Source organism: Halobellus clavatus (assembly GCF_900107195.1).
GTDB classification, from domain to species: Archaea; Halobacteriota; Halobacteria; order Halobacteriales; family Haloferacaceae; genus Haloquadratum; species Haloquadratum clavatum.
Window position 1 is genome coordinate 136,921 of sequence record NZ_FNPB01000001.1, and the last position, 20,418, is coordinate 157,338.

A 20,418-nucleotide genomic window follows, 5' to 3' on the forward strand; every position below is an offset into this window, starting at 1 on the left:
CCGGGCACTCCGGTGGCTTACGAGCGAACCGTGACGGACTCGACCGCGCCGATTTCCGGATACGACGTCACCGGATCGCTGGGCCCACAGCCGTCGCGGGGCTGTGCGCGCAGTGGCTCGATAGAGTCCGATCCCACGACGGGACTCCGCGTCTCCAGAACGTACGCAGCGTGGGCATCGTCGTCGCCCAGCGGGACCAGACGGAGGATCCGCCGGTCGACGATTCCCTCGATGTCGACGTCTTTCTGGCGCGCGTCGACCGTCTCCTCGCTGACGGCGGCCACGCGCGTGACGATCGGCGATTCGAACGTCACGCCGCGGACGGTCGCGCCGTCTGTCGCCAGCGTGATCCGCACCTCGTCGCCTTCCGACGCCGTCGCCAGCGTCCCGATGAGATCGGCAGCCATACGCCGGGCTACGGGCGGGTGCGTCAAGAAAACTCTGGCGACGGCTGTGGGGGACGACTGTCGATCGGAGACGGCGGACGGAAGCGAGAGTGCGGACGGAGGCGAGGATGCACGGAAGTGAGAGCACGGACGGAGGCGATGCCGTCGAATCACGCGTCGTCCGACACCGGCGTACCGTCGGGGCGCTTCGGCCCCTCAGAGTCGTAGACGACCACGCCGTCGGCGTCGGTGGGCGCGTAGTTGTCCCGGACGCCGATCGCCTCCTCGAGTTCACGGATCGCCCGCGTTTTGAGCGCCGAGGCCAGCTCTTCGGCCTCCGCGCGGGAGATGTCGCGACCGAGGCCCTCACACTCGTGGGCGCGGACCATCCCCGCCTCGTCGACCGCCTCGCCCATCGGCTGGCTGGTCCCGCCGAGCGCGACGCTGAACGGGTACGTCTCGCAGATGAGCGGGCGGTCCTCGTGGACCTGACAGGCTCCTTTCGCGGTGCCGTCTGCGCGCTCGCCGACCTCCTCATAGAAGACGCAGTCGCCGCAGGCGTCCGTCTGGAGCGCCCACTCGAACGTCTCGCCCGTGGGGCCGTCGTCACCGTCGTCGAGACCGTACGGCATCGGCCGGGCGACGTCGCGCCAGTCGTAGTCCGACGCCGACTCGGGGGCGTCGTCAGCCGCCTGCAGGTCGCGGACTTCGTCGGGGAACACGGTCGCAGTGTGCGGCTCCGTCTCCGCACCGTCTTCGCGCTCGTGGCCTTTGCAGCACGCGCCGCAGCGTGTACACTCGAAGCCGATCGATTCGATGGCGTCGGCGAGGTCCGACACCGACAGGTCACGGGCGCGTTCGAGTTCGGTCTCCAGCGACGGCGCGTCGGTCACGCGTCGTGATCAGGGCGGCGCGGACTAAGTCCTCTCGGTCGCACAGCCCGGGTGTATCAGGAGGGCTCGACCGTCTCCGCCTCGCGGTCGAAGCGCACGCGCCGGGCGGCGTCGAGTTTCTCCAGGTGGGCGACCATCGTCGCCCGTGCGAACCCGCGGATCCCGGTGAGGTCCCGGTCGTAGACCGCCTCCACGACGGCGTCGACGTCGCGGGCACCCGCTTCGACGGCGGCGAGCGCGTCGCGTTCGCGGTCGAGTCGCCGGCGGAGCAGCCGCTCACAGACCGCCCGCGGGTTCTCGATCACCGGCCCGTGTCCCGGGAACAGCACCGGTGGGTCCCGGGCGTAGAGTCGACGAAGCGCGACCAGATACGCCCGGACGTCGCCTTCGGGTGCCGCGACGGCGACGCTGCCCTGCCCGATCGCGACGTCGCCACAGAGCGTTCCGGCCGCAGTCTCGAACGCGACGTGGTCGGGGGCGTGCCCGGGGGTGTCGATGACGTCGACGCCGTCGCCAACGGGGAGTTCCGAGCCCTCGACGAACGTCCGGTCGGGCTCGATACCGGTCCCGTCGGCGAAGCGGGCCTCACGACCGCGGCGACACCAGACGGTCGCACCCGTCTCCGCAGCGTAGGCGGCGACGGCCCCGACGTGGTCGGGGTGGGCGTGGGTGACGGCGATGTGGTCGACCGACACCTCGGCGACGGCGTCGTCGAGCGCCTCGGTGCGTCGCTGCGGGTCGACGAGCAGTGCGGGCTCCTCGCCGACGACGTAGGCGTTCACCGAGCCGGTCGGAACTGGGGCGTCGACGGGGATCGACACGCGCCGAACCGGTAGCACGCCGTCGAGATCAGTCGCCACGGTGACTCGCCCTCCGGGAGAGTCTGGACCCGTTGCTCTGGGGCGGTAGCACGACGCCTGGCGCGGTTGTGCGAGTCATCCGGTGGGCGGAGCGTCGTCGATGCAGCCGTCGACTGTCCGGCGCAGTGGTGAGTCGCCGCTGGCGACGCGGGCGTCGGGGGATCGAAGCAGGCGGATGGTTACGTGTTGAGGTAGTAGACCTGCTTCCGCGCGTCCTTGAAGCTGTACCGGGAGCCGACGAGGTCGGCCTCTTCGAGCCGGTTGAGCGCGTAGCGAACCGTTCGATCCGGGAGGAGCGACTCCTCGGCCAGTTGTCCCTGAGACAGCGGCGCGTCGCCCTCGAGTACCTTCGCGACGAGTTTCGCACTCGGCGGGAGTTCGCGAAGGCGATCGCGGTACTCCGACTCCGAGAGGAGGTCATCACCATCGAGGTCTGCGGTACTGGTGCTCATAGACAAAGGAAGACATCTTTTCGTGGTAAAGGTTGGCTACAAGTGTGTGAATACAGTCGGTATAACTTATATCCGTATAAGGACGGTTGTCGCAGCCGACCGAATCCGCCGACTGGGCGGGGACGGGTGGAGATGCGCAGGCCGATACGCTTCCAGTACGGTTTTAGTCCACGAGCGAGGACGGGAAGACAACGTGAAAGGAAAGGAGTGGTACCAGGCCGACGACGTGGCCCAGGAGTACGACTCGAAACGGTTCTCCCGTGGCGGGCGGCTCATCGACGACCGCGAGAAGCGGGCCGTTCTCGAGGCGCTGGGCCCGGTCGACGGCAAAGACATCCTCGAAATCGCCTGCGGGACGGGACGGTTCACGGCGCTGCTAGCCGAGCGTGGGGCGAACATCGTCGGCCTCGACATCTCCGCGGCGATGCTGGCACAGGGTCGCGAGAAGGCCCGGAACGCGGGCGTCGCCGACCACATCGAGTTCCTCCGCGGCGACGCCGCCCGGCTGCCGTTCCCCGATGACCACTTCGACGTCGTCTTCGCGATGCGCTTTTTCCACCTCGCTGAGACCCCGGCGAAGTTCATCACCGAGATGGCGCGCGTCTCCAAGGATCTCGTCTTCTTCGATACGTTCAACGAACGGAGTACACGGGTCGCCTACAACTGGCTGCTCCCGATGGGCTCACACCTCTACTCCGCCGACCAGGTCGGCCGGTTGCTCGACGATGCGGGCCTCCGCCTGGTGAACGACGAACACGACTTCCTGCTGCCCTACGGGTTCTACCGAAAGATCCCCAACAGCGTCGCCCAGCAGTTCCGCGACATCGACACCTCGCTCGGCGAAGCGGCCGTCGGGCCCTGGGACGTGGGGGACGCCCTCGCGTCGGTCTCGTACTGGACCGCGACCGTCGACGGCGCGGACCAGTAATTCGGCTGATGACTCCCGGAGCGCGAACGTAGACCCGTCGGCGACGCGGTCGTCTCGAGGTGCGACATTTAAGTTCTCGTGTCGCAACCGACGGGTATGGAACTCTCGGTCGTCGTCCCGACTCTCAACGGGCGGGACCGCCTCGCGGCCACGCTGGACGTGCTGGCCGCGAACGCGCCCAGCGCCGAGATCGTCGTCGTCAACGGCCCCTCCGCCGACGGGACCACCGGAATGGTCCGCGACCGGGACGACGTCGACGTCCTCGTGGAGGTGTCCGACCGCACGCTGAACGTCTCCCGAAACGCGGGGCTTCGAGCGGCCTCCGGGGACGCGGTCGCGTTGCTCCGCCACGACCTCGCGGTCGAGGAGACGTGGGTCGACGCCGTCACAGCGGGGCTCGCCCGTGCGCCGGTCGTGACCGGGCCGGTCCACGAGACGCTGCCAGCGGGGATGACGACGACCGAACCGGAAACCCAACAGCTCCGCGGACGCGACGTGACGTACTTCAACGGGGGCAACGTCGCCTTCCGGACGGCAGTACTCGACGAACTCGACGGCTTCGACGAGTACCTCGAGACGGGCGGCGCCCGGGACGCCGCCCACCGGCTGGCCGGACTCGGCCACGAGGTCGCCTGGGAATCAGAGATGTGCGTCCGGACTGAGTACGAGGCCGACGGCGGCGTCGACGACCGCGACCTGGGGTGGAAGTACCGCGCGCTCGCCTACCGGCTGGTGAAGAACTACGGCGTGCGGCCGACCATCGTCCGCCGGATCGCCGGACACGCCGGCTCTGACGCACTGTCGGCCGCCCGCGACGTGCTCGCCGGCGAGGGAACTCCAACCGCCTGGGTCGGCGACGGCCGGAACGTCATCGTCGGCGTTGCAACGGGCTGGTCAGACGGGCTCGTCGCGCGCGCTCGCGATCGATCGCCATCGCGGAACCCACACGGCTGCTCGAAGCGAGCCGACCGGGCCGTCGCGAAGTACGACCGCCGCTGAGGCACCCGCTGTCTGCACGGAGTCGGTTACGATTCGCCGGGGGCCAGTCCGGGGACCACTCGCGAGGCGTTGGCCGAGAACGCGCGCCGCATCGCGTCCTCTGAAACGTCGAGCGTCAGAATCTCCATCACGCCGACGCTCGGGTGGATCTCCGGCGCCCCGCTGCCGAACAGGACGCGGTCGGGGTGTTCGAGCAGCGCGCGCTCGAGCACACTGCGGAACCGGACCTGGTGCGTGTCGAGATACAGGCGGTCGTGGTCGTCGAGGAGATCGATCGCCGCGTCCATCAACTCCCGATCGAGGGGATACCCGCCGAAGCCGCTGAGGACGACCGGGAGGTCCCGGTCGAGCAACGCCTCGGCGACCTCCTCGGGAGGGAAGTCCTGCCCGCCGTGGACCACGAGCGGGAGGCCGACGTCCTCGAGCTGATCGAGCGTCGCGTCGTCCGGGAAGCCGTCGGCCGTCGGGTCCAGCGAGAACCCGTGGAAGCGATCGTCGTACGCGTACTGCTCGACGTCCTCGGGGCTGGCGTGATGCGGCTCGCGGGACGCGGTGAGGTTACGCAAGCGAGCCGACGCTCGGGAACCCGGATCGCGCGGGCCGTCGATCCGCGCAAACGCGAGGAAGGGCCGGTCGACGCTCAGGCGCGCCACGGCGTTGTTGGCACGGAGATAGCCCTCGCCCGACGGACGGTCGCCGGGCGTGACGACCGCCCGGACGACGCCCGCCTGGTGCAGTTCGCGCTCGAGGGCGTCGGGGGTCGTCTCCCGGCCGCGGGTGGCGACCTCCGCCTCGTCGCTCGGATCCAAGCGCGCGTGGAGGTCGACGACCCTGAACCCGTGGTTCAACTCCAGCATCGTCCAGTACTGTCTCGGCGACGCAAATATACCTTGGCGACCGGAGCCGGGAGTGAGACTCCCGGGAGCCGGACGGGTGCGCCCCGGGATCGACCGGTTAGACGGCGAGGACGACGTCGTCGCCGGGGTGGAGTCCGAACGCGTCGTCGCCGCGGCCCCGGTTGACGTCGCACTCGACGTATCCGTGACTACCGACGGTCACCAGCCGATCGCCGACGTCGACGTCGTCGAAGGCGGTGACGGCCGTCGCCGCCGTCCCGTTCACCGCGACGTCCGCACCGACGCAGTCGTCGAGAAACGCCCCCGGGATGTTGGTGATCACGTTGCCGAAGTCATCGACGACCAGAACTTCGCCGCGGGCTGTCGCCGAATCCACCGCGGGCTCGGGAAACTGACAGTCGACGACTGTGTCGGTCGATGCGTCGGGCGGGACCGACTCGAGGTGGTCGATCGGGTCCAGCGACTCCAGTTCGGCGACGCCAGCTTCGTGAACTGCCGCGGCCGCCGGAGCGAACACGTCGCGGCCGTGGAACGTCGCGGAGGCGGGGTCGTCGTAGTCGTAGCGGAAGCACTCGACCGGGACGTCGCCGTCCGAGTCCGCGGCCGCGCGCTCGGCCAGACGGCGCGCGGCGGGCAGCAACACGCCGTTGTCGGGGGCCACGAGGGCGTGCTCGCCCGCCCGGACGACGAGGGCATCGCGGTCGGTGCCGACTCCGGGGTCGACGACGACGAGGTGGACGGCGGGGGGGAAGTACGGGAGCGTCTCGCGGCACCAGAAGGCCGCGGCGCGGACGTCCTGACGGGGGAGGTCGTGAGCGACGTCGACGAGGCGCGCGTCGGATCGCTGGAGGATGACGCCCTTCATCGCCGCGGGGTAGGGCGACCCGAAGTCAGATGCGAGGGTGATCATCTGGGTGTCACTCGGGATCGCTCGTGTCGTCGCTGCCGGCGTGTGCGCGGGTCGAGTCCGCCCCGTTCGAGTCGGTGTCGCTGACACGCTGGATCCGTTCGATGCCGTTGATCTCCGCGATCACCTCGACGACTGGCGTCGGGACGAGATCCCGCCAGTCGTCGCCGCTGATCATCCGCTCGCGGAGTTCTGCGCCCTCCAGTACGTCGCGGTTGAACATCGGCGACTGCCGGACCTCGACGCCCGCCTCGGAGAACAGTTGAATCACGAGTGGGTTGTTCGAGTAGGCGACGTCGAATGCCGGGGACATACTCTGGACGTGGCTCACCCAGACGGAGTTGCGATCGAGGTCTTCGATCGGGACCACGTAGGTCGTGATGTCGAGGTCCACGACTGATTTCGTGACCATCATCACGCGCTCGCCGGCAGTGAACGGGTTCCGCGGACTGTGTGAGTCGTTCGCTGATCCGATCCCGAGGACGAGTTCGTCGACCTCGCTCGCGATCTCTGCGACCATCCGGTGGTGGCCGTTATGGTAGGGCTGAAACCGGCCAATGTAGAACCCCCGCATACCTCCCCTGTCGGTTTCTTCGTTTATAAATACCCCGAGATGTAATGGTGTCGAAATACGCCGTATAAAACAGCTTAAAGTGCCGATATCCGCGTTTTAGGGTGTGAGAATTCGAGGAGAAAGTATATCAGTCGCCCGGCCTTGAGAGTAAGTAGCGAAGAATTCTATGAGTAACGACACGGAAACCGACGACAACGCCCCCGAAGAGGAGGGCGGCGTCACCGACGAGCGGCCCGATTCGCCCCCGGCTGAGGACGGCGGCGGGGCCCCAGAGGGGATCCCCGACGACCCGTCAGACATCGTCGGACCCGAAGACCCCGGCGACCGGTCCGGCTCGCGAAACGGGCACCCCGGCGCCGACGGCGACACCAACGGGACCATCGACGACCTCGGGAGCGATGTCGAGGTCGATGCCGAGGTCGCAGACGACGTCGGCGAGGATGACCTGCTCGGCGGGCTTCGGATCGACTCCACCGACGAGATCGACGTGCCCGACCGGCTCGTCGATCAGGTGATCGGCCAGGAGCACGCTCGGGACGTCGTGATGAAGGCCGCAAAGCAACGGCGGCACGTGATGATGATCGGCTCGCCCGGGACGGGTAAGTCGATGCTGGCGAAGGCGATGTCCGAGCTGCTGCCGCCCGAAGAGCTCCAGGACGTCCTGGTCTATCACAACCCGGACGACGGGAACAATCCGAAGGTGAGGACTGTCCCCGCCGGCAAGGGTGAACAGATCGTCGACGCCCACAAAGAAGAGGCCCGCAAGCGGAACCAGATGCGGTCGTTCCTGATGTGGATCATCATCGCGATCGTCATCGGGTACTCGTTCATCATCGCCGGCCAGATCCTGCTGGGAATCCTCGCGGCCGGGGTCATCTACCTCGCGTTCCGCTACGGCTCCCGCGGCGGCGACGCGATGGTGCCGAACCTCATCGTCAACAACGCCGACACGACGACGGCGCGGTTCGAGGACGCGACGGGCGCGCACGCCGGTGCACTGCTCGGCGACGTCCGCCACGACCCGTTCCAGTCCGGCGGGATGGAGACGCCGAGTCACGACCGCGTCGAACCCGGCGCGATCCACAAGGCGAACAAGGGCGTGCTGTTCATCGACGAGATCAACACGCTCGACATCCGCAGCCAGCAGCATCTGATGACGGCGATCCAGGAGGGCGAGTTCCACATCACCGGTCAGTCCGAGCGCTCCTCGGGCGCGATGGTCCAGACCGAACCCGTCCCGACGGACTTCATCATGATCGCCGCGGGGAACCTCGACGCGATGGAGAACATGCACCCCGCCCTGCGCTCGCGGATCAAGGGCTACGGGTACGAGGTGTACATGGACGACACCATCGAGGACACCCCCGAGATGCGCCGGAAGTACGCCCGCTTCGTGGCCCAGGAGGTCGCGAAGGACGGTCGGCTGCCGGAGTACTCCGCGGAGGCCATCGAGGAAGTCATCCTCGAAGCGCGGCGTCGCGCCGGCCGGAAGGGCCACCTCACGCTCAAACTGCGTAACCTGGGTGGGCTCGTCCGGGTCGCAGGCGACATCGCCCGCGCCGACGATAGCGACTTCGTCACGCGCGATCACGTGCTGCAGGCGAAGGGCCGCAGCCGGTCGATCGAGCAGCAGCTCGCCGACGACTACATCGAGCGTCGCAAGGACTACGAGCTGCAGGTCTCGGACGGCTATCAGGTCGGCCGTGTCAACGGGCTGGCCGTGATGGGCGAAGACTCCGGGATTATGCTCCCCGTGATGGCCGAAGTCACGCCATCGCAGGGCCCCGGCGAGGTCATCGCCACCGGGCAGTTGAAGGAGATGGCTCAGGAGGCCGTCTCGAACGTCTCGGCGATCATCAAGAAGTTCTCCGACGAGAACATCTCCGAGAAGGACATCCACATCCAGTTCGTCCAGGCCGGCCAACAGGGCGTCGACGGCGACTCCGCGTCCATCACGGTCGCAGCAGCCGTGATCTCCGCGCTGGAGGACGTCGGCGTCGATCAGTCGCTCGCGATGACCGGGAGCCTCTCAGTCCGCGGCGACGTCCTGCCCGTCGGCGGCGTCACCCACAAGATCGAGGCCGCCGCGAAGTCCGGGTGCGACCGGGTGATCATCCCGGCCGCGAACACGCAGGACGTGATGATCGAAGAAGAGTACGAGGAGATGGTTGAGATCATCCCCGTCTCGCACATCAGCGAGGTCCTCGACATCGCGCTGGAGGGCGAACCCGAGAAGGACTCGCTCGTCGCCCGTCTCAAGAGCATCACCGGCTCCGCGCTCTCGCAGCCGCAGGGCGAGAACGTCTCCGGGCCGTCGAGTCCGAGCCCGCAGTAGTCGATCCGAATGCCCGAGTGGGCGACGTTCGCCGGCTTCGCGTTCGTCGTCACCGCGGCACTTCTCTTGCTGTCACACGCGTCCAGTAGCATCCTCACCGATTCCGGGACGCGTGATCTCGACGCCGACCGATCCCCAGCGCCCGCCGAAGAACTCGGGGAACCGACAAGCGACACCGTCCACCGGGTCGACGGCGAGACCGAGGGCGAAACCATCACACTCCCGAAGTCGGGCGTGGAGTTCCGTCCGGAGCGAGTCCGACCCGACCCCGAGGACGGACAGGACGTCTCCGACTTCTCGACGGCCTCGCTCCTGGCGAACGTCGCGTTCTCACAGGGGCTGTTCGCGCTCCTGCTGCTCGTCGGTGCCTGGTACGCCGAGATCCCCGCACGGGCGTTCGGCGTCGGACCGCTCGATCCGCGAGCCGCCGCGGTCGGTGTCGGATTGGGCGTGGTCCTCTACGTCGCGAACGAGGCCGGAGCGGCCGTCGGAGCACGCGTGGGACTCGGCGTCGGCGACGGGGAGCGACTGCGGAGCGCACTCGCACCGGAGACGCGGCGCGGCTGGATCGTGCTCTTACTCGTCGTGCTGCCGGTCATCGCCGGCTTCGAGGAACTGCTGTTCAGGGGGGCGCTCGTCGGCGTCGTCGCCGCGGGCTACGGCGTCTCGCCGTGGACGATGGTGGTCGTCTCCTCGGCGGCCTTCGCGCTCGGGCACGGAGCGCAGGGCCGACTCGGCGTGCTCGTCACCGGCGCTCTCGGGGCCGTACTCGCGGCGGCGTTCGTCGTGACCGGAAGCCTGCTCGCCGTGATCGTCGCGCACTACCTCATCAACGCCTTGGAGTTCGTCGTCCACGAGGGATTGGGGGTCGAGTGGACGCCCGAAGGGGCGTGAGCGTCGGGCAGGGGTTCGTGTGCGAACACGCGTCGGTTCCGTGTCACCCAAAGGACAAAAATAGCAGGGGCGTGACGGTCAGTTGAGATGGTCGACAGACAGCGGCGGACGTTGCTTCGTACGATGGGTTCGATGTCGATGCTAGGTGCCCTGACAGGATTGGCGGGTTGCACCGCCGAGATTCCCTCGGTCCGGGTCGAGGTGGGCGACCCGGCCGAGGAGTCCGAACGGACACAGGAACCGACAGCGACGCCGGCAGCGACCGAGACGCCCGCGGAGACGGCCCGGCCCTCGCCCTCGGAAGTGGAGACTGGAACCGCGGACGCCGCGACCGAGACGGGCGCACCGACGTCGACGCCGACGGCAACTGATACTGTCGGACAGAAGTTCGTGAATCATTTTGGCACCCACGAGGTGCCAATAATTTTCACATAGTTCTGTCCGACAGTATGAGACGCCCACAGCCACCGAAACGGCGACGGCGACGGCGACTACCACCGCAACGACCACTGCGGCGCCGACAACGACTGCCACCGCAACGACCACTGCCACGCCCACGTCGACCGCAACGCCGACCGCGGAGGGGGACGACGCGCTCGTGGCGCGATATCGGTTCGAGGGCGATCTGACGGACACCACCGGCGATTACGATCTCTCGGGGTCGGACGTCACGTACGATTCCGGCCCGGAGGGGTCACAGGGCGCGTTCTGGCCTGGGTTCGCCTCCGCGGACATCACGCCGATCGCCGACGACGAACCGCTGACGTTCTGCTATTGGATCCAAGACGACGGCACGAGTTCGACGTGGGACGACGACCTGATCTGGAAGATCACCTCCGAGAACGGCGATCAGGTCGGCACGTTCTGCACCACCGACGGGGAGGTCTTTCTCTTCACGGCGGGCGACAACACGATGAACGAGAGCGAGACGGACGTCCTCGACGGGCAGTGGCACCACGTCGCGTTCGTCTACGAGCAGTCCGAAGACCGGATGCGGTTGTATCTGGACGGGAGCGAAGAGTACGACATCGAGTACACCGACGACCTGACCGGGATGGACACGACGGTACTGATGTTCGGGAACAACGGCTCGGACGGCTGGAAAGAGTACGACGGCGGCGTCGACGATTACCGGTTTTACCGCCGGGCGTTGAGTGCCGCAGAGATCAGCGACATCGCCGAGCGATAGCGAAGGGTCGTTCGCGCCCGACGTCAGGCCGATTCGATCTCGCGCAGCCGCGCTGCCACCGACGGCGGGGCTCCCCCGGGGGCGTCGCGCACGCGGTGATCCGGCACGAAGAGGGGAACGGGGTTCTCCGAGAGCGCCGTCCGAGCGGTGTCGAGAGCCGCACGCTCGTCGGGGTCCAGGCCGGCCATCCGCACGACCCGATCGAGCGAGACGGTCTCACCGTGCGGGACGTTGCGAGTCGCCTCGAGGACGCTCCGCTGGTCGGTCGGGACCGTGAGCGCGACGTCGACGTCGTCGAAGTGGTCGCGTTCGCCGGCGAGGTAGGCGGACACTCGATCGAGCAGAGGGTGGTCCGCTTCGGCGTCCGCGGGCGGGGTTTCGGGGAACGAGACGCTGATCACGCGGCCGCTCGCGATCCCGATTTCGACCGCTCGAGTCAACTGGTCGGATTCGCGAGCGAAGACGCCGACATCCATATTCCCGGATTGTGCGCCCGCAGGCTTGAACCTTGACGAGTCCACCGCGACCAGCGGCAACGGGGCGACAGACCGTCAGATCAGTTCGTCCGGCGCGTGCGACGTCCGCATCCGGCGCGCCTCGGCAGCGTACTGGGTCCGACGCGTCGGGTCCTTGACGGGGACGAGGGCGTCGGGATCGACGTCGACGGCTGCCGTCGTCTCGTGTGCACTGGTGGGCGAGCGCAGCTCCCGCGACTTGCGGAAGCGCCGCTCGCCGTCCGGCGTGGCGTACGTGAGACGGACCCGGTTCCGCTCGTCCTCCGGGTAGGTCCGCTCGACCAGCCACACCCGGACGCGGTCGGGGTCGCATTCGGTCTCATCGGAGCTACCCTCTATGAAACGCGGCGATTGGTTCCAGTGCGCGTTCAGTCCGCGGACTCTGGTCGTGTCTGTGGGTGCCGACTCTTCCGATTCGGTGATACGGACCGGGGCTGTCTGGAACTCGAAGCGCGCCCCACCCGCCGCGGACTCGCCGACCGAGACGTCCCAGCCGTGGGCGGCGGCGATCTGTTCGACGATCGTCAACCCGAATCCGACGCCGTCCTCCACAGTACTGAACCCCGTGTTGAAGATTCGATTCGTCGGTTCGGCGTCGATCCCGCAGCCGTCGTCTTCGACGAAGAACCCCTCGCCGCCGCAGAGTCGGCCAGCGGTGATCCGCACGCTGGCGTCGGAACGGTTCGTCGCGTCCGCCCGATCGGCCGACGCGCGATCCTGGCGGTCGGTCGGCGAGTCCTCGCCCTGCACGTCCGAGCCAGCGTCGGCGGACCCGTGTTCCACGGCGTTCCGAAGCAGGTGCACCAGCAGTTTCCGAAAGCGCGCTCTGTCGGCGGTGATCCTGAACGACACCGCCGTGTCCGGAATCGAGAGGGTCGCTTCGCCCGTGTCGACCTCCGCCCACGCGCGCCGGAGCGCGCGCTCGAACGGGATGGGTTCGGGGTCCTGGACCGTCCGGCCCTGCTTCGAGAGCGTGAGGATCTCGTCGATCATCGCCTCCATTCGCTCCAGGGCGTCCAGCGTCGCTTCCAGCGGCTCTCCCGTGTCCGAATCGAGGGCGAGTTCGGCGTTACCGAGCGCGATCGCCAGCGGATTACGGAGGGTGTGCGCGACCGTGCTCGCGAACAGATCTAACTGCTCGTGTTCCCGTTCCAGTTGCCGCTCGTACTGCTTTCGGTCCGAGATGTCGGTGTTGATGCCGACGAACCGCTCGATCGTGCCGTCTTCGTCGGTGATCGGCGCGATCGTCTGATGGATGTGGTACTGCTGGCCGTCCTTTCGTTCGTTGAGCAGATCGCCCTCCCAGACCTCGCCGTCTGAGATCGTCTCCCAGAGGTCCCGGTAGAACGATTCGTCGTGTTCGCCCGACTGGAGAACGCTCGGCTGTTCACCCAGGACCTCGGATTCCTCGTAGCCAGTGACTGCCTCGAAGGCGGGGTTGACGTATTCGATCGCTCCGTCTGCGTCGGTCAGGAGCACGGCGTGACCGGCCTGTTCGACCGCGGTCTTGAAGCTCCGGAGGTTGCGCTTTCGGTATTCGGATTCCGTGATCTCCCGGGCCAGAAAGAGGACGTCTTCGGAGTCGGAGCCGGTCGTTTGTAACGGTGTGAGGCGGGCGGCGAACCACCGCCGATCGGTCTCGCCGTCGAGTTCGAGACTGTAGGTGAGCCGCTGTATCTCGTCCGTGTCGAGCGCGTCCTCGATCGCGTCGAGGATCTGTTCGGCGACGTCTTCCGGCAGCGCCTCGGTGACGTGCGTGCCCTCGAGCACACTGGGCGGATCGACGAGCAACTCCCGCTGTTCGGAGAGCACCTCGCGGTACACACCCTCGGCGTCGTAGATAATCGCGAGACCGGGAATCGAGCGGCAGACGGCGCGGAGTTCCTGTTCGCGCGCGTACCGTTCGGAAACGTCTCTGAAGTGGCCGATCACCAGCCGCCGGCCGTCGATCTCGACGGTCGAGACGTTGATCTCGACCCGCACCCGGTCGCCATCGGCGGTCGTGACATAGAGCGGGTCACGGTCCTTGGAGCGGTCGGGGACATCACCGGGGCGGGCGTGCTGTTGAAACAGCGCTCGGTACCGTTCGCGGTCCTCCGACGGGTGAAGTGCCGTCTGGTGCAGTCCGATGAGCGCCTCCCGAGAGCGGCCGACGAGTTCGTCGCGGGAGCGACCGAGGAGCGCTTCGGCGGCCTCGTTCGTCTCGAGGATCTCCGCGGTCTCTGGGTCCACGACGAAGGTCGGGTTCGGGGCCGTTTCGAGAAGCGTCTGATAGCGCCGCTTCGTGGCTTCGAGTTCCTGTTCGCGCGCTTTGCGCTCGGTGATGTCCTGGGCGATGCCGAGGGCTATCGACGGCTCACCATCCTCGTCGTGCTGAATTTCCGCACGCTCGCGGACCCACTTGACGTCGCCGTCGACGACGATGCGGTGTTCGAGGTCGTACGGTTCCCCCGCCAGTGCCTGCGTCCACTGCTCGTCGACTGTCGCACGGTCCTCGGGATGGACGCACTCGAGGAACCGTTCGTAGGTGATGTCCTTTTCCGGAGAAAGACCGAAGATGCGGTAGCACTCGTCGGACCAGTTCAGGGAGTTGGTTTCGAGGTCGAACGTCCAGTTCCCGATGTCGGCGATATCCTGTGCCTGCGAGAGGCGGAGTTCACGCTCCCGTAGTTCCCGCTCGGTCTCTCGCTGGTCAGTAATGTCCTGGGACATCGTCATCCCCGCGACGACCGCTCCGTCCTCGTAGACCGGGACCGTTCGGATGCGGAAGATCCGCCCTTCGAGCGTCTGCTCGATGACGCTCGACGTCCCCGCCAGCGCGTTCCTGTAGTGCGGTTCCAGTTCGCGGACCACGTCCGGCGGGAACACGTCCTGGAGGCGCTCACCCTCCAGGTCCGATGGCGAGAGTCGGACCCGATCGAAGCCGTTCCCGCCGACGATCTGGTACCGGAGGTCCTCGTCGAAGAGCGTGACGAGGCCGTTCGGGAACTGCTCGACGAGCGTGCGGTAGCGACGGCGGTTCTGTGCCAGTTGCCGCGTCTGTGCCCGCTGCTGTGTGACATCCGTCCCGGAGCTCAACATCCCCGTGACCGAGCCGTCGTCGTCCCGGACCGGCGTGTTGCGCCACTGGATGGTGTACTCCTCACCCGCGTTCGTCAGTACCGGGCTCTCGGACTCCTGTGCGACGTCGGCAGCGAGGTCGCCCGCGATCACTCGCTCGAACGTCTGCCGGACGCCGTCGCGAGCGGACTCGGGAACGCAGGTCTCGAACCAGTCCCGCCCGACGAGTTCCTCGCGGTCGTATCCGAGCATCGAACGCATCTCCTGATTCGCGAACACGACGTGACCGTCGGCGTCGACGGCAACCACCAGTGCTTGTGTGAATTCTAAGAACGCACGGGTATCAAAATCAGTTGACAGAAACTCGGATAGCGTCATAGAATTGTGTACGGCGTGTGATACAGGCCGGTTGTAATTCACAGGGTTAATCCTTGTTATCTCGGCGCACACGACGAACTGAGGTGGCGAGTGCCGGCGTGGCGCGACTGAGGCTGCCGCCGCATCCGCCACCGACACGCAAACCTTATGTGCAAAAGAGTCCGTTAGTGAACATAGATGAACGCTAATGAGGACAAACTCGCCCCGGAAGTCCGCTCGATACTCGCGACGGCCCGGGAGCGGTCCGGCGGCGACGGGACTGTCGACGTCGACGCCCGGTCGTTTCCCGACGCGGTTCGAGCGACCGACGACGCGGGACGCGTCCCGATCGTCGCGGAGGTGAAGCCGACGAGTCCGACGACCGACGGCGAGCGGACCGACGATCCGGTCGAGCTCGCAGCGGAGATGGTGGCCGGCGGCGCGACCGCGCTGTCGGTGTTGACCGAACCCGAGCACTTCGGCGGATCGATCGCGAACCTCCGGCGGATCCGCGAGACCGTCGACGTGCCGGTCCTCCGGAAGGACTTCGTCGTCCGCGAGGCCCAACTGGACGCCGTCGATTCCGACCTCCTCCTGCTCATCGCACGGTTCCTCGACGAACCGGGGACCGACTCCCTCGCGACACTGTACGAGGCGGCGCGCGAACGAGGGTTTCAGCCGCTCGTGGAGGTCCACACCCGCGAGGAACTCGAACGCGCACTCGACGTGGGAGCGGAGATCATCGGCGTCAACAACCGCGATCTCGGCCAGTTGGCGGTCGACATCGAGACCTTCGAACGCCTCGCGCCGCACGTGCCCGACGACGTGACGCTGCTGGCCGAGAGCGGCATCTCGGACGTCGCGGACGTCCGACGGATGCGCGAGGCGGGCGCGGACGCTCTCCTGATCGGCACGGCGATTATGGACGGCGACGTGCGGACGAACACCGAACGGCTGACAGGCGTGGACGCCCAGAGGGTTCATAGAGCGAGCGAGACAGCGACACACACGGAGACTGAGACACAATGACACAGAAGTACGCGGACGGGAAGTTCGGAGAGTACGGTGGACAGTACGTGCCCGAGGTGCTGATGCCGGCGATCGAGGAGCTGACAGACGCCTACGAGCGCTACGTGCTGGAGAACGAAGACGGCTTTATGGACGAGTTCCGGGCCCGACTCCGGGACTTCGGCGGCCGACCGACGCCGACGCAGTACGCCGAGCGGCTCTCGGAGCGCTACGATCGCGAGGTGTATCTCAAGCGCGAGGATCTCCTCCACGGCGGCGCACACAAACTCAACAACGCGCTCGGACAGGTCCTCCTGGCGAAGTATATGGGCAAAGAGCGGATCGTCGCCGAGACCGGCGCGGGCCAGCACGGGACCGCGACGGCGATGGCGGCGGCGCACCTCGATATGCCCTGTGAGATCTACATGGGCGAGCGAGACATCAACCGCCAGCGGCCGAACGTCTTCCGGATGCGACTCAACGGCTCGGCGGTGAACCCGGTCACGACCGGGAGGGGCACCCTCAAGGAGGCCATCTCCGAGACGATGCGCGACTGGGCAACCAACGTCGAGGATACCCACTACGTCATCGGGTCGATCGTGGGCCCGCATCCCTTCCCGGCGATGGTGCGGGACTTCCAGGCCGTGATCTCCGAGGAGGCGCGGCGGCAACTCGACGAGCAGACCGGCGGCCTCCCGGATGCCGTCCTCGCGTGTGCGGGCGGCGGCTCGAACACGATGGGCACGTTCGCGAACTTCGTCGACGACGACGGCGTCGAACTCTACGCCGTAGAGGCGGGCGGCTCGAGTCTCGAGGTCGACGAAGAGGAGGGCGTCGCGCCGAACTCGGCGTCCCTGTCGACCGGCGAGGAGGGCGTCCTCCACGGCGCGCGGACCAAGGTGCTCCAGGATTCAGACGGACAGATCATGGAGAGCCACAGCGTCTCCGCCGGCCTCGACTACGCGGGCGTCGGCCCCGAACTCGCGCGGCTCGTCGACGACGGCCGCGTGCAGGCGGTCAACGTCGGTGACGTCAGTGCACTGGAGGGGTTCCACCGGCTCTCACAGCTGGAAGGAATCATCCCCGCACTGGAGACGGCCCACGCGTTCGGCTACCTCGAAGAGCACTCCGAGGAACTCGGCGAGACGATCGTCGTCAACGTCTCCGGCCGGGGCGACAAAGACTTAGAGACCGTGATCGAGGAGACCGAGAAACGCGACATCGAGAACGCGCCGTCGATGGCGGAGTTCTCGGGAGGAATCTGAGATGGCCGGCCACGCTAACGCCGACCTCGCCGAGGCGTTCGCCGACGAACCGGCGTTCGTGCCGTACCTGGCGGCGGGCGATCCCGACTACGAGGCCTCCCTCGAGTACGTCGAAGCCTTAGCACGCGGCGGTGCGGACGTGATCGAACTCGGGCTTCCCTTCTCGGAGCCCATCGCGGAAGGATCCACGATCCAGAGCGCAATCGTCCGCTCGCTGGAGGGCGGGATGACGCCCGATCGGTTCTTCGAGTTCGTCGGGGACCTCGACGTCGACGTCCCGCTGGTCTGTATGACGTACTACAATCTGATCTACCAGTACGGAGCGGAATCGGGCCCGCGGCCGTTCGTCGAGCGCGCCGCGGCTGCCGGGCTCTCGGGCTTCGTCGTGCCCGACCTCCCCGCCGAGGAGGCTGGTCCCCTCCGCGAGGCCTGCGACGAGTTCGGCCTGGATCTGGTGTTCATCGTCGCGCCGACGACCCGCGGTGATCGCCTCGATCAGATCATGTCGCAGGTCTCCGGCTACGTGTACGTGCAGGCGCGACTGGGCGTCACGGGCGCGAAAGACGACGTCTCCGGACAGACCGAGGAGAGCCTCGAACGCATCGCCGAGTACGACGTTCCGAAAGCGGTCGGCTTCGGGATCAAGACGGGCGACCACGCAGAGCGGATCGTCGGCGCCGGCGCGGACGGGATCATCGTCGGGAGCGTCCTCGTCGACATCGTGGGCGACGGCACCGAGCGCGGCGACTCGACCGAGACGATCGCTGAGCGACTCGAGTCGAAGGCCCGCGAGCTCAAGCAAGGAGCGCTGCGCGGGTACGAACAACGTGTGCCACAAGCGGAAGGCAAATAACCGACGGTTGCCACAGTCTCTCACACGATGAACACAGGACTCTCGGCGCGACTCGATCGGATCTCGACAGGGGGACGATACCTCGTCGTTCCGATGGACCACGGCATCACGATGGGCCCCGTGAAGGGGCTCGTCGACCTCGAATCGACGGTCGACTCGATCACGCGCGGCGGCGCGGACGCCGTTCTCACCCAGAAGGGCGTCGCCCCGCGCGTCCACCCGAACAAGAACGGCCAGGGGTACATCGTCCACCTCAACGGATCGAGCGTGATCGGTCCCGACGAGGAGGACAAGCGGCGGACCGGAAGCGTCGAGGAGGCGCTCCGGGCGGGCGCCGACGCCGTCTCGTTCCACATCAACGTCGGCAGTAACCACGAGCCCGATCAACTGACCGAACTCAGCGAGGTAACCGAGACGGCCCACCGACTCGGCGTCCCCGTGCTCGCGATGAGCTACGCCCGCGGGCCCGGAGTCGACGAGCACGACGCCGAGAGTTTGGCCCACGCCGTCCGGATCGCCGAGGAACTCGGTGCGGACGTGGTGAAGACCGCCTACTCCGGCGACGCGGACTCCTTCGAGCGGGTCTGTGAGGCCACCCGGCTGCCGGTCGTCATCGCCGGCGGCAGCCGCGGCACCGATCGGGAGACTGCCGAGATGGTCCGCGGCGCGATGGACGCCGGCGCGGCGGGCGTCTCGATGGGGCGCTCGATCTTCCAGCACGACGAACCGGAGTCGATCACGCGGGCGGTCAGCGCGATCATCCACGACGACGCCGACGTCGACGCCGCAGTCGAGGCCGCGGGACTCGGGATCGAAGCCTGACGCTCGGCGCGAGCCCGCGCGTTTATCATCGTGGCGAGCCTATTCGCACCTATGCCTACGACGCTCGAAGTGCGATGCACTGACGACGCGTGTGAGATGGATATGTTCGAACTTCACTACACCTACGATATGCCCGACGACGTCGGCGTCGCCGACTTCGTCTGCCCACACTGTCGTGAGAGCGACCCGCTGGAGGCGATCGAACTATGAGCGGGCTCGACGATCTCGGTCGCCTCGGCGACCCGGAGCGACTCCGCGAGATCGGCGAGTCGATCGCGGAGAACGCCCTCGAGCGAGTCGGTCGCAGCGTCGCCCGCGTCCAAGAGCGGACGCCCCTCCCGCACGACCTCTTAGAGAGCGACGAGGCCTACCTCGTCGTCTTCGACGCGCCGGGAATCCGCGAGAAGGACGTCCAGGTGCAGTTCCGCGCCGGCGACGTGCAGGTCCGACTCGATCGGTTCCGCGACTTCCACGAGGGCTTCGAGATGCGGTTCCCCGGCCGCGGACTCTCGCTGGACGGCGCAGCGTCGCTTCCGGCGGACGCGGAGATCGATCCCGAGGCCGCCTCGGCGACGGTGACAGACGCCGGGACGCTGCAGGTGCGACTGCCCAAGCGAGCGGCCGACGCGTAGGACAGCCTCAGACCGGGAGTTCCGCGTCGGCGTCGACGACCCGATCCGGCTCGTCGGGGGCGACCCAGTCGGTCGTGAGTTCGAGCAACTGGACGAGCATCCGCCCCGTCGCGCCCCAGACCGTGTAGTCGTCGACGTGGAAGTAGTGCACCCGGTGGTCGCCGTAGACCGGGTGCTCGCGGCGCTCTGACTCGTAGTTGTCGAGGTCGGTCAGTTCCGGAACCGGGAGCGCGGCGACTTCGGCGACCTCCCGCTCGTCGGGGTCGTAACTGCGGTCGGGGACGCCTGCGACGAACGGCCGGACGGCGTAGTCGGTCACGGTCCGGATGTCGTCGATACGGCCGAATATCGCGGCTTCGGACGCTTCGAGGCCGATCTCTTCGTCCGCCTCGCGCAGCGCGGTCGCCTGCAGGTCCGCGTCTTCCGGTTCCAGCGACCCCCCGGGGAAACTCATCTGTCCGGGGTGTTCGCCGAGGTGATCGGCGCGCTTGGTGAACAGGATGTGCTCCGTCCCGTTACGGACTAAAATGGGGGCGAGCACCGCGGCCTGTTGGCCCGCATCGTCGACCGTCGACGGCGTGTGGGCCGACACCCCAGAGAGATCCATACTCGCTACCGGATACACACTGCGG

At 67.4% G+C, this 20,418-nt stretch carries 21 protein-coding genes and 1 pseudogene; 12 read left to right on the forward strand and 10 right to left on the reverse strand.

From position 1 onward, the window contains the following. Positions 1 to 17: 17 nt before the first annotated feature. The 4 genes from BLU74_RS00705 to BLU74_RS00720 form a co-directional block, all read right to left on the reverse strand. Complete coding sequence (locus tag BLU74_RS00705) at positions 18 to 407, reverse strand: hypothetical protein (RefSeq protein ID WP_089764040.1); 390 nt, start codon at positions 405 to 407, stop codon at positions 18 to 20. Between the two features lie 149 nt (positions 408 to 556). Then, complete coding sequence (locus BLU74_RS00710; RefSeq protein ID WP_089764042.1) at positions 557 to 1,279, reverse strand: YkgJ family cysteine cluster protein; 723 nt, start codon at positions 1,277 to 1,279, stop codon at positions 557 to 559. Between the two features lie 56 nt (positions 1,280 to 1,335). Then, positions 1,336 to 2,139: an MBL fold metallo-hydrolase gene (locus BLU74_RS00715; protein ID WP_245705694.1), complete on the reverse strand. Its 804-nt coding sequence runs from the start codon at positions 2,137 to 2,139 to the stop codon at positions 1,336 to 1,338. A gap of 179 nt (positions 2,140 to 2,318) precedes the next feature. Beyond that, positions 2,319 to 2,591 (reverse strand): MarR family transcriptional regulator, encoded by a 273-nt coding sequence (locus tag BLU74_RS00720; protein ID WP_089764044.1) that lies wholly within the window; start codon positions 2,589 to 2,591, stop codon positions 2,319 to 2,321. A gap of 193 nt (positions 2,592 to 2,784) precedes the next feature. On the opposite strand from BLU74_RS00720, the gene BLU74_RS00725 reads away from it, so the two are divergent. Further along, positions 2,785 to 3,519 (forward strand): class I SAM-dependent methyltransferase, encoded by a 735-nt coding sequence (locus tag BLU74_RS00725; protein WP_089764046.1) that lies wholly within the window; start codon positions 2,785 to 2,787, stop codon positions 3,517 to 3,519. 96 nt (positions 3,520 to 3,615) lie between these two features. Beyond that, positions 3,616 to 4,518 (forward strand): glycosyltransferase family 2 protein, encoded by a 903-nt coding sequence (locus BLU74_RS00730; protein ID WP_089764048.1) that lies wholly within the window; start codon positions 3,616 to 3,618, stop codon positions 4,516 to 4,518. A gap of 26 nt (positions 4,519 to 4,544) precedes the next feature. Here the strand turns inward: BLU74_RS00730 and BLU74_RS00735 are convergent, their stop codons facing one another. From BLU74_RS00735 to BLU74_RS00745, 3 genes are all read right to left on the reverse strand, one after another. Next, on the reverse strand, positions 4,545 to 5,375 hold the full coding sequence (locus BLU74_RS00735) for an amidohydrolase family protein (RefSeq protein ID WP_089764050.1): 831 nt from the start codon (positions 5,373 to 5,375) through the stop codon (positions 4,545 to 4,547). A gap of 97 nt (positions 5,376 to 5,472) precedes the next feature. Next, a complete protein-coding gene (locus BLU74_RS00740) occupies positions 5,473 to 6,285 on the reverse strand; it encodes an SAM hydrolase/SAM-dependent halogenase family protein (protein WP_089764051.1) in 813 nt (270 codons plus the stop codon). A gap of 7 nt (positions 6,286 to 6,292) precedes the next feature. Continuing rightward, the gene (locus tag BLU74_RS00745) at positions 6,293 to 6,856 is read right to left on the reverse strand and encodes a nicotinamide-nucleotide adenylyltransferase (RefSeq protein WP_089764053.1); all 564 of its coding nucleotides are present in this window, start codon (positions 6,854 to 6,856) and stop codon (positions 6,293 to 6,295) included. Between the two features lie 166 nt (positions 6,857 to 7,022). Between BLU74_RS00745 and lonB the strand changes: the two genes are divergently transcribed. The 4 genes from lonB (at position 7,023) to BLU74_RS00765 (ending at position 11,274) form a co-directional block, all read left to right on the forward strand. After that, positions 7,023 to 9,191: an ATP-dependent protease LonB gene (gene lonB, locus BLU74_RS00750; protein ID WP_089764055.1), complete on the forward strand. Its 2,169-nt coding sequence runs from the start codon at positions 7,023 to 7,025 to the stop codon at positions 9,189 to 9,191. Positions 9,192 to 9,200: 9 nt separating this feature from the next. Beyond that, on the forward strand, positions 9,201 to 10,085 hold the full coding sequence (locus tag BLU74_RS00755) for a CPBP family intramembrane glutamic endopeptidase (RefSeq protein WP_089764057.1): 885 nt from the start codon (positions 9,201 to 9,203) through the stop codon (positions 10,083 to 10,085). 87 nt (positions 10,086 to 10,172) lie between these two features. Next, positions 10,173 to 10,520 (forward strand): hypothetical protein, encoded by a 348-nt coding sequence (locus BLU74_RS00760; RefSeq protein WP_139175566.1) that lies wholly within the window; start codon positions 10,173 to 10,175, stop codon positions 10,518 to 10,520. 163 nt (positions 10,521 to 10,683) lie between these two features. Next, a complete protein-coding gene (locus BLU74_RS00765) occupies positions 10,684 to 11,274 on the forward strand; it encodes a LamG domain-containing protein (RefSeq protein ID WP_089764062.1) in 591 nt (196 codons plus the stop codon). Positions 11,275 to 11,297: 23 nt separating this feature from the next. On the opposite strand, the gene BLU74_RS00770 is transcribed toward BLU74_RS00765, so the two are convergent. Both BLU74_RS00770 and BLU74_RS00775 read right to left on the reverse strand, forming a co-directional pair. Next, on the reverse strand, positions 11,298 to 11,750 hold the full coding sequence (locus BLU74_RS00770; RefSeq protein WP_089764063.1) for an MGMT family protein: 453 nt from the start codon (positions 11,748 to 11,750) through the stop codon (positions 11,298 to 11,300). A gap of 75 nt (positions 11,751 to 11,825) precedes the next feature. Then, the gene (locus BLU74_RS00775) at positions 11,826 to 15,227 is read right to left on the reverse strand and encodes a DUF7967 family protein (protein ID WP_089764064.1); all 3,402 of its coding nucleotides are present in this window, start codon (positions 15,225 to 15,227) and stop codon (positions 11,826 to 11,828) included. Between the two features lie 177 nt (positions 15,228 to 15,404). Between BLU74_RS00775 and trpC the strand changes: the two genes are divergently transcribed. From trpC to BLU74_RS00800, 6 genes and pseudogenes are all read left to right on the forward strand, one after another. Beyond that, entirely contained in the window at positions 15,405 to 16,235 is an 831-nt protein-coding gene (gene trpC / locus BLU74_RS00780) for an indole-3-glycerol phosphate synthase (protein WP_089764066.1), read from the forward strand. Next, a complete protein-coding gene (gene trpB, locus BLU74_RS00785) occupies positions 16,232 to 17,479 on the forward strand; it encodes a tryptophan synthase subunit beta (RefSeq protein WP_089764069.1) in 1,248 nt (415 codons plus the stop codon). Before trpC ends, trpB begins: the two co-directional genes overlap by 4 nt. Before the next feature lies 1 nt (position 17,480). Continuing rightward, positions 17,481 to 18,332: a tryptophan synthase subunit alpha gene (gene trpA / locus BLU74_RS00790; RefSeq protein ID WP_089764070.1), complete on the forward strand. Its 852-nt coding sequence runs from the start codon at positions 17,481 to 17,483 to the stop codon at positions 18,330 to 18,332. Positions 18,333 to 18,359: 27 nt separating this feature from the next. Further along, positions 18,360 to 19,154, forward strand: a complete 795-nt coding sequence (locus BLU74_RS00795; protein WP_089764072.1) for a 2-amino-3,7-dideoxy-D-threo-hept-6-ulosonate synthase — start codon at positions 18,360 to 18,362, stop codon at positions 19,152 to 19,154. Positions 19,155 to 19,205: 51 nt separating this feature from the next. Further along, a complete protein-coding gene (locus tag BLU74_RS18710; RefSeq protein WP_175454521.1) occupies positions 19,206 to 19,364 on the forward strand; it encodes a DUF7559 family protein in 159 nt (52 codons plus the stop codon). Next, positions 19,361 to 19,780, forward strand: a pseudogene (locus BLU74_RS00800) (Hsp20/alpha crystallin family protein); the annotation flags it as partial. The gene BLU74_RS18710 and the pseudogene BLU74_RS00800, both read left to right, overlap by 4 nt. A gap of 13 nt (positions 19,781 to 19,793) precedes the next feature. Here BLU74_RS00800 and BLU74_RS00805 read toward each other — a convergent pair. Next, positions 19,794 to 20,393, reverse strand: coding sequence for an NUDIX hydrolase (locus BLU74_RS00805; protein ID WP_089764076.1), 600 nt, complete (start codon positions 20,391 to 20,393; stop codon positions 19,794 to 19,796). Positions 20,394 to 20,418: the final 25 nt, after the last annotated feature.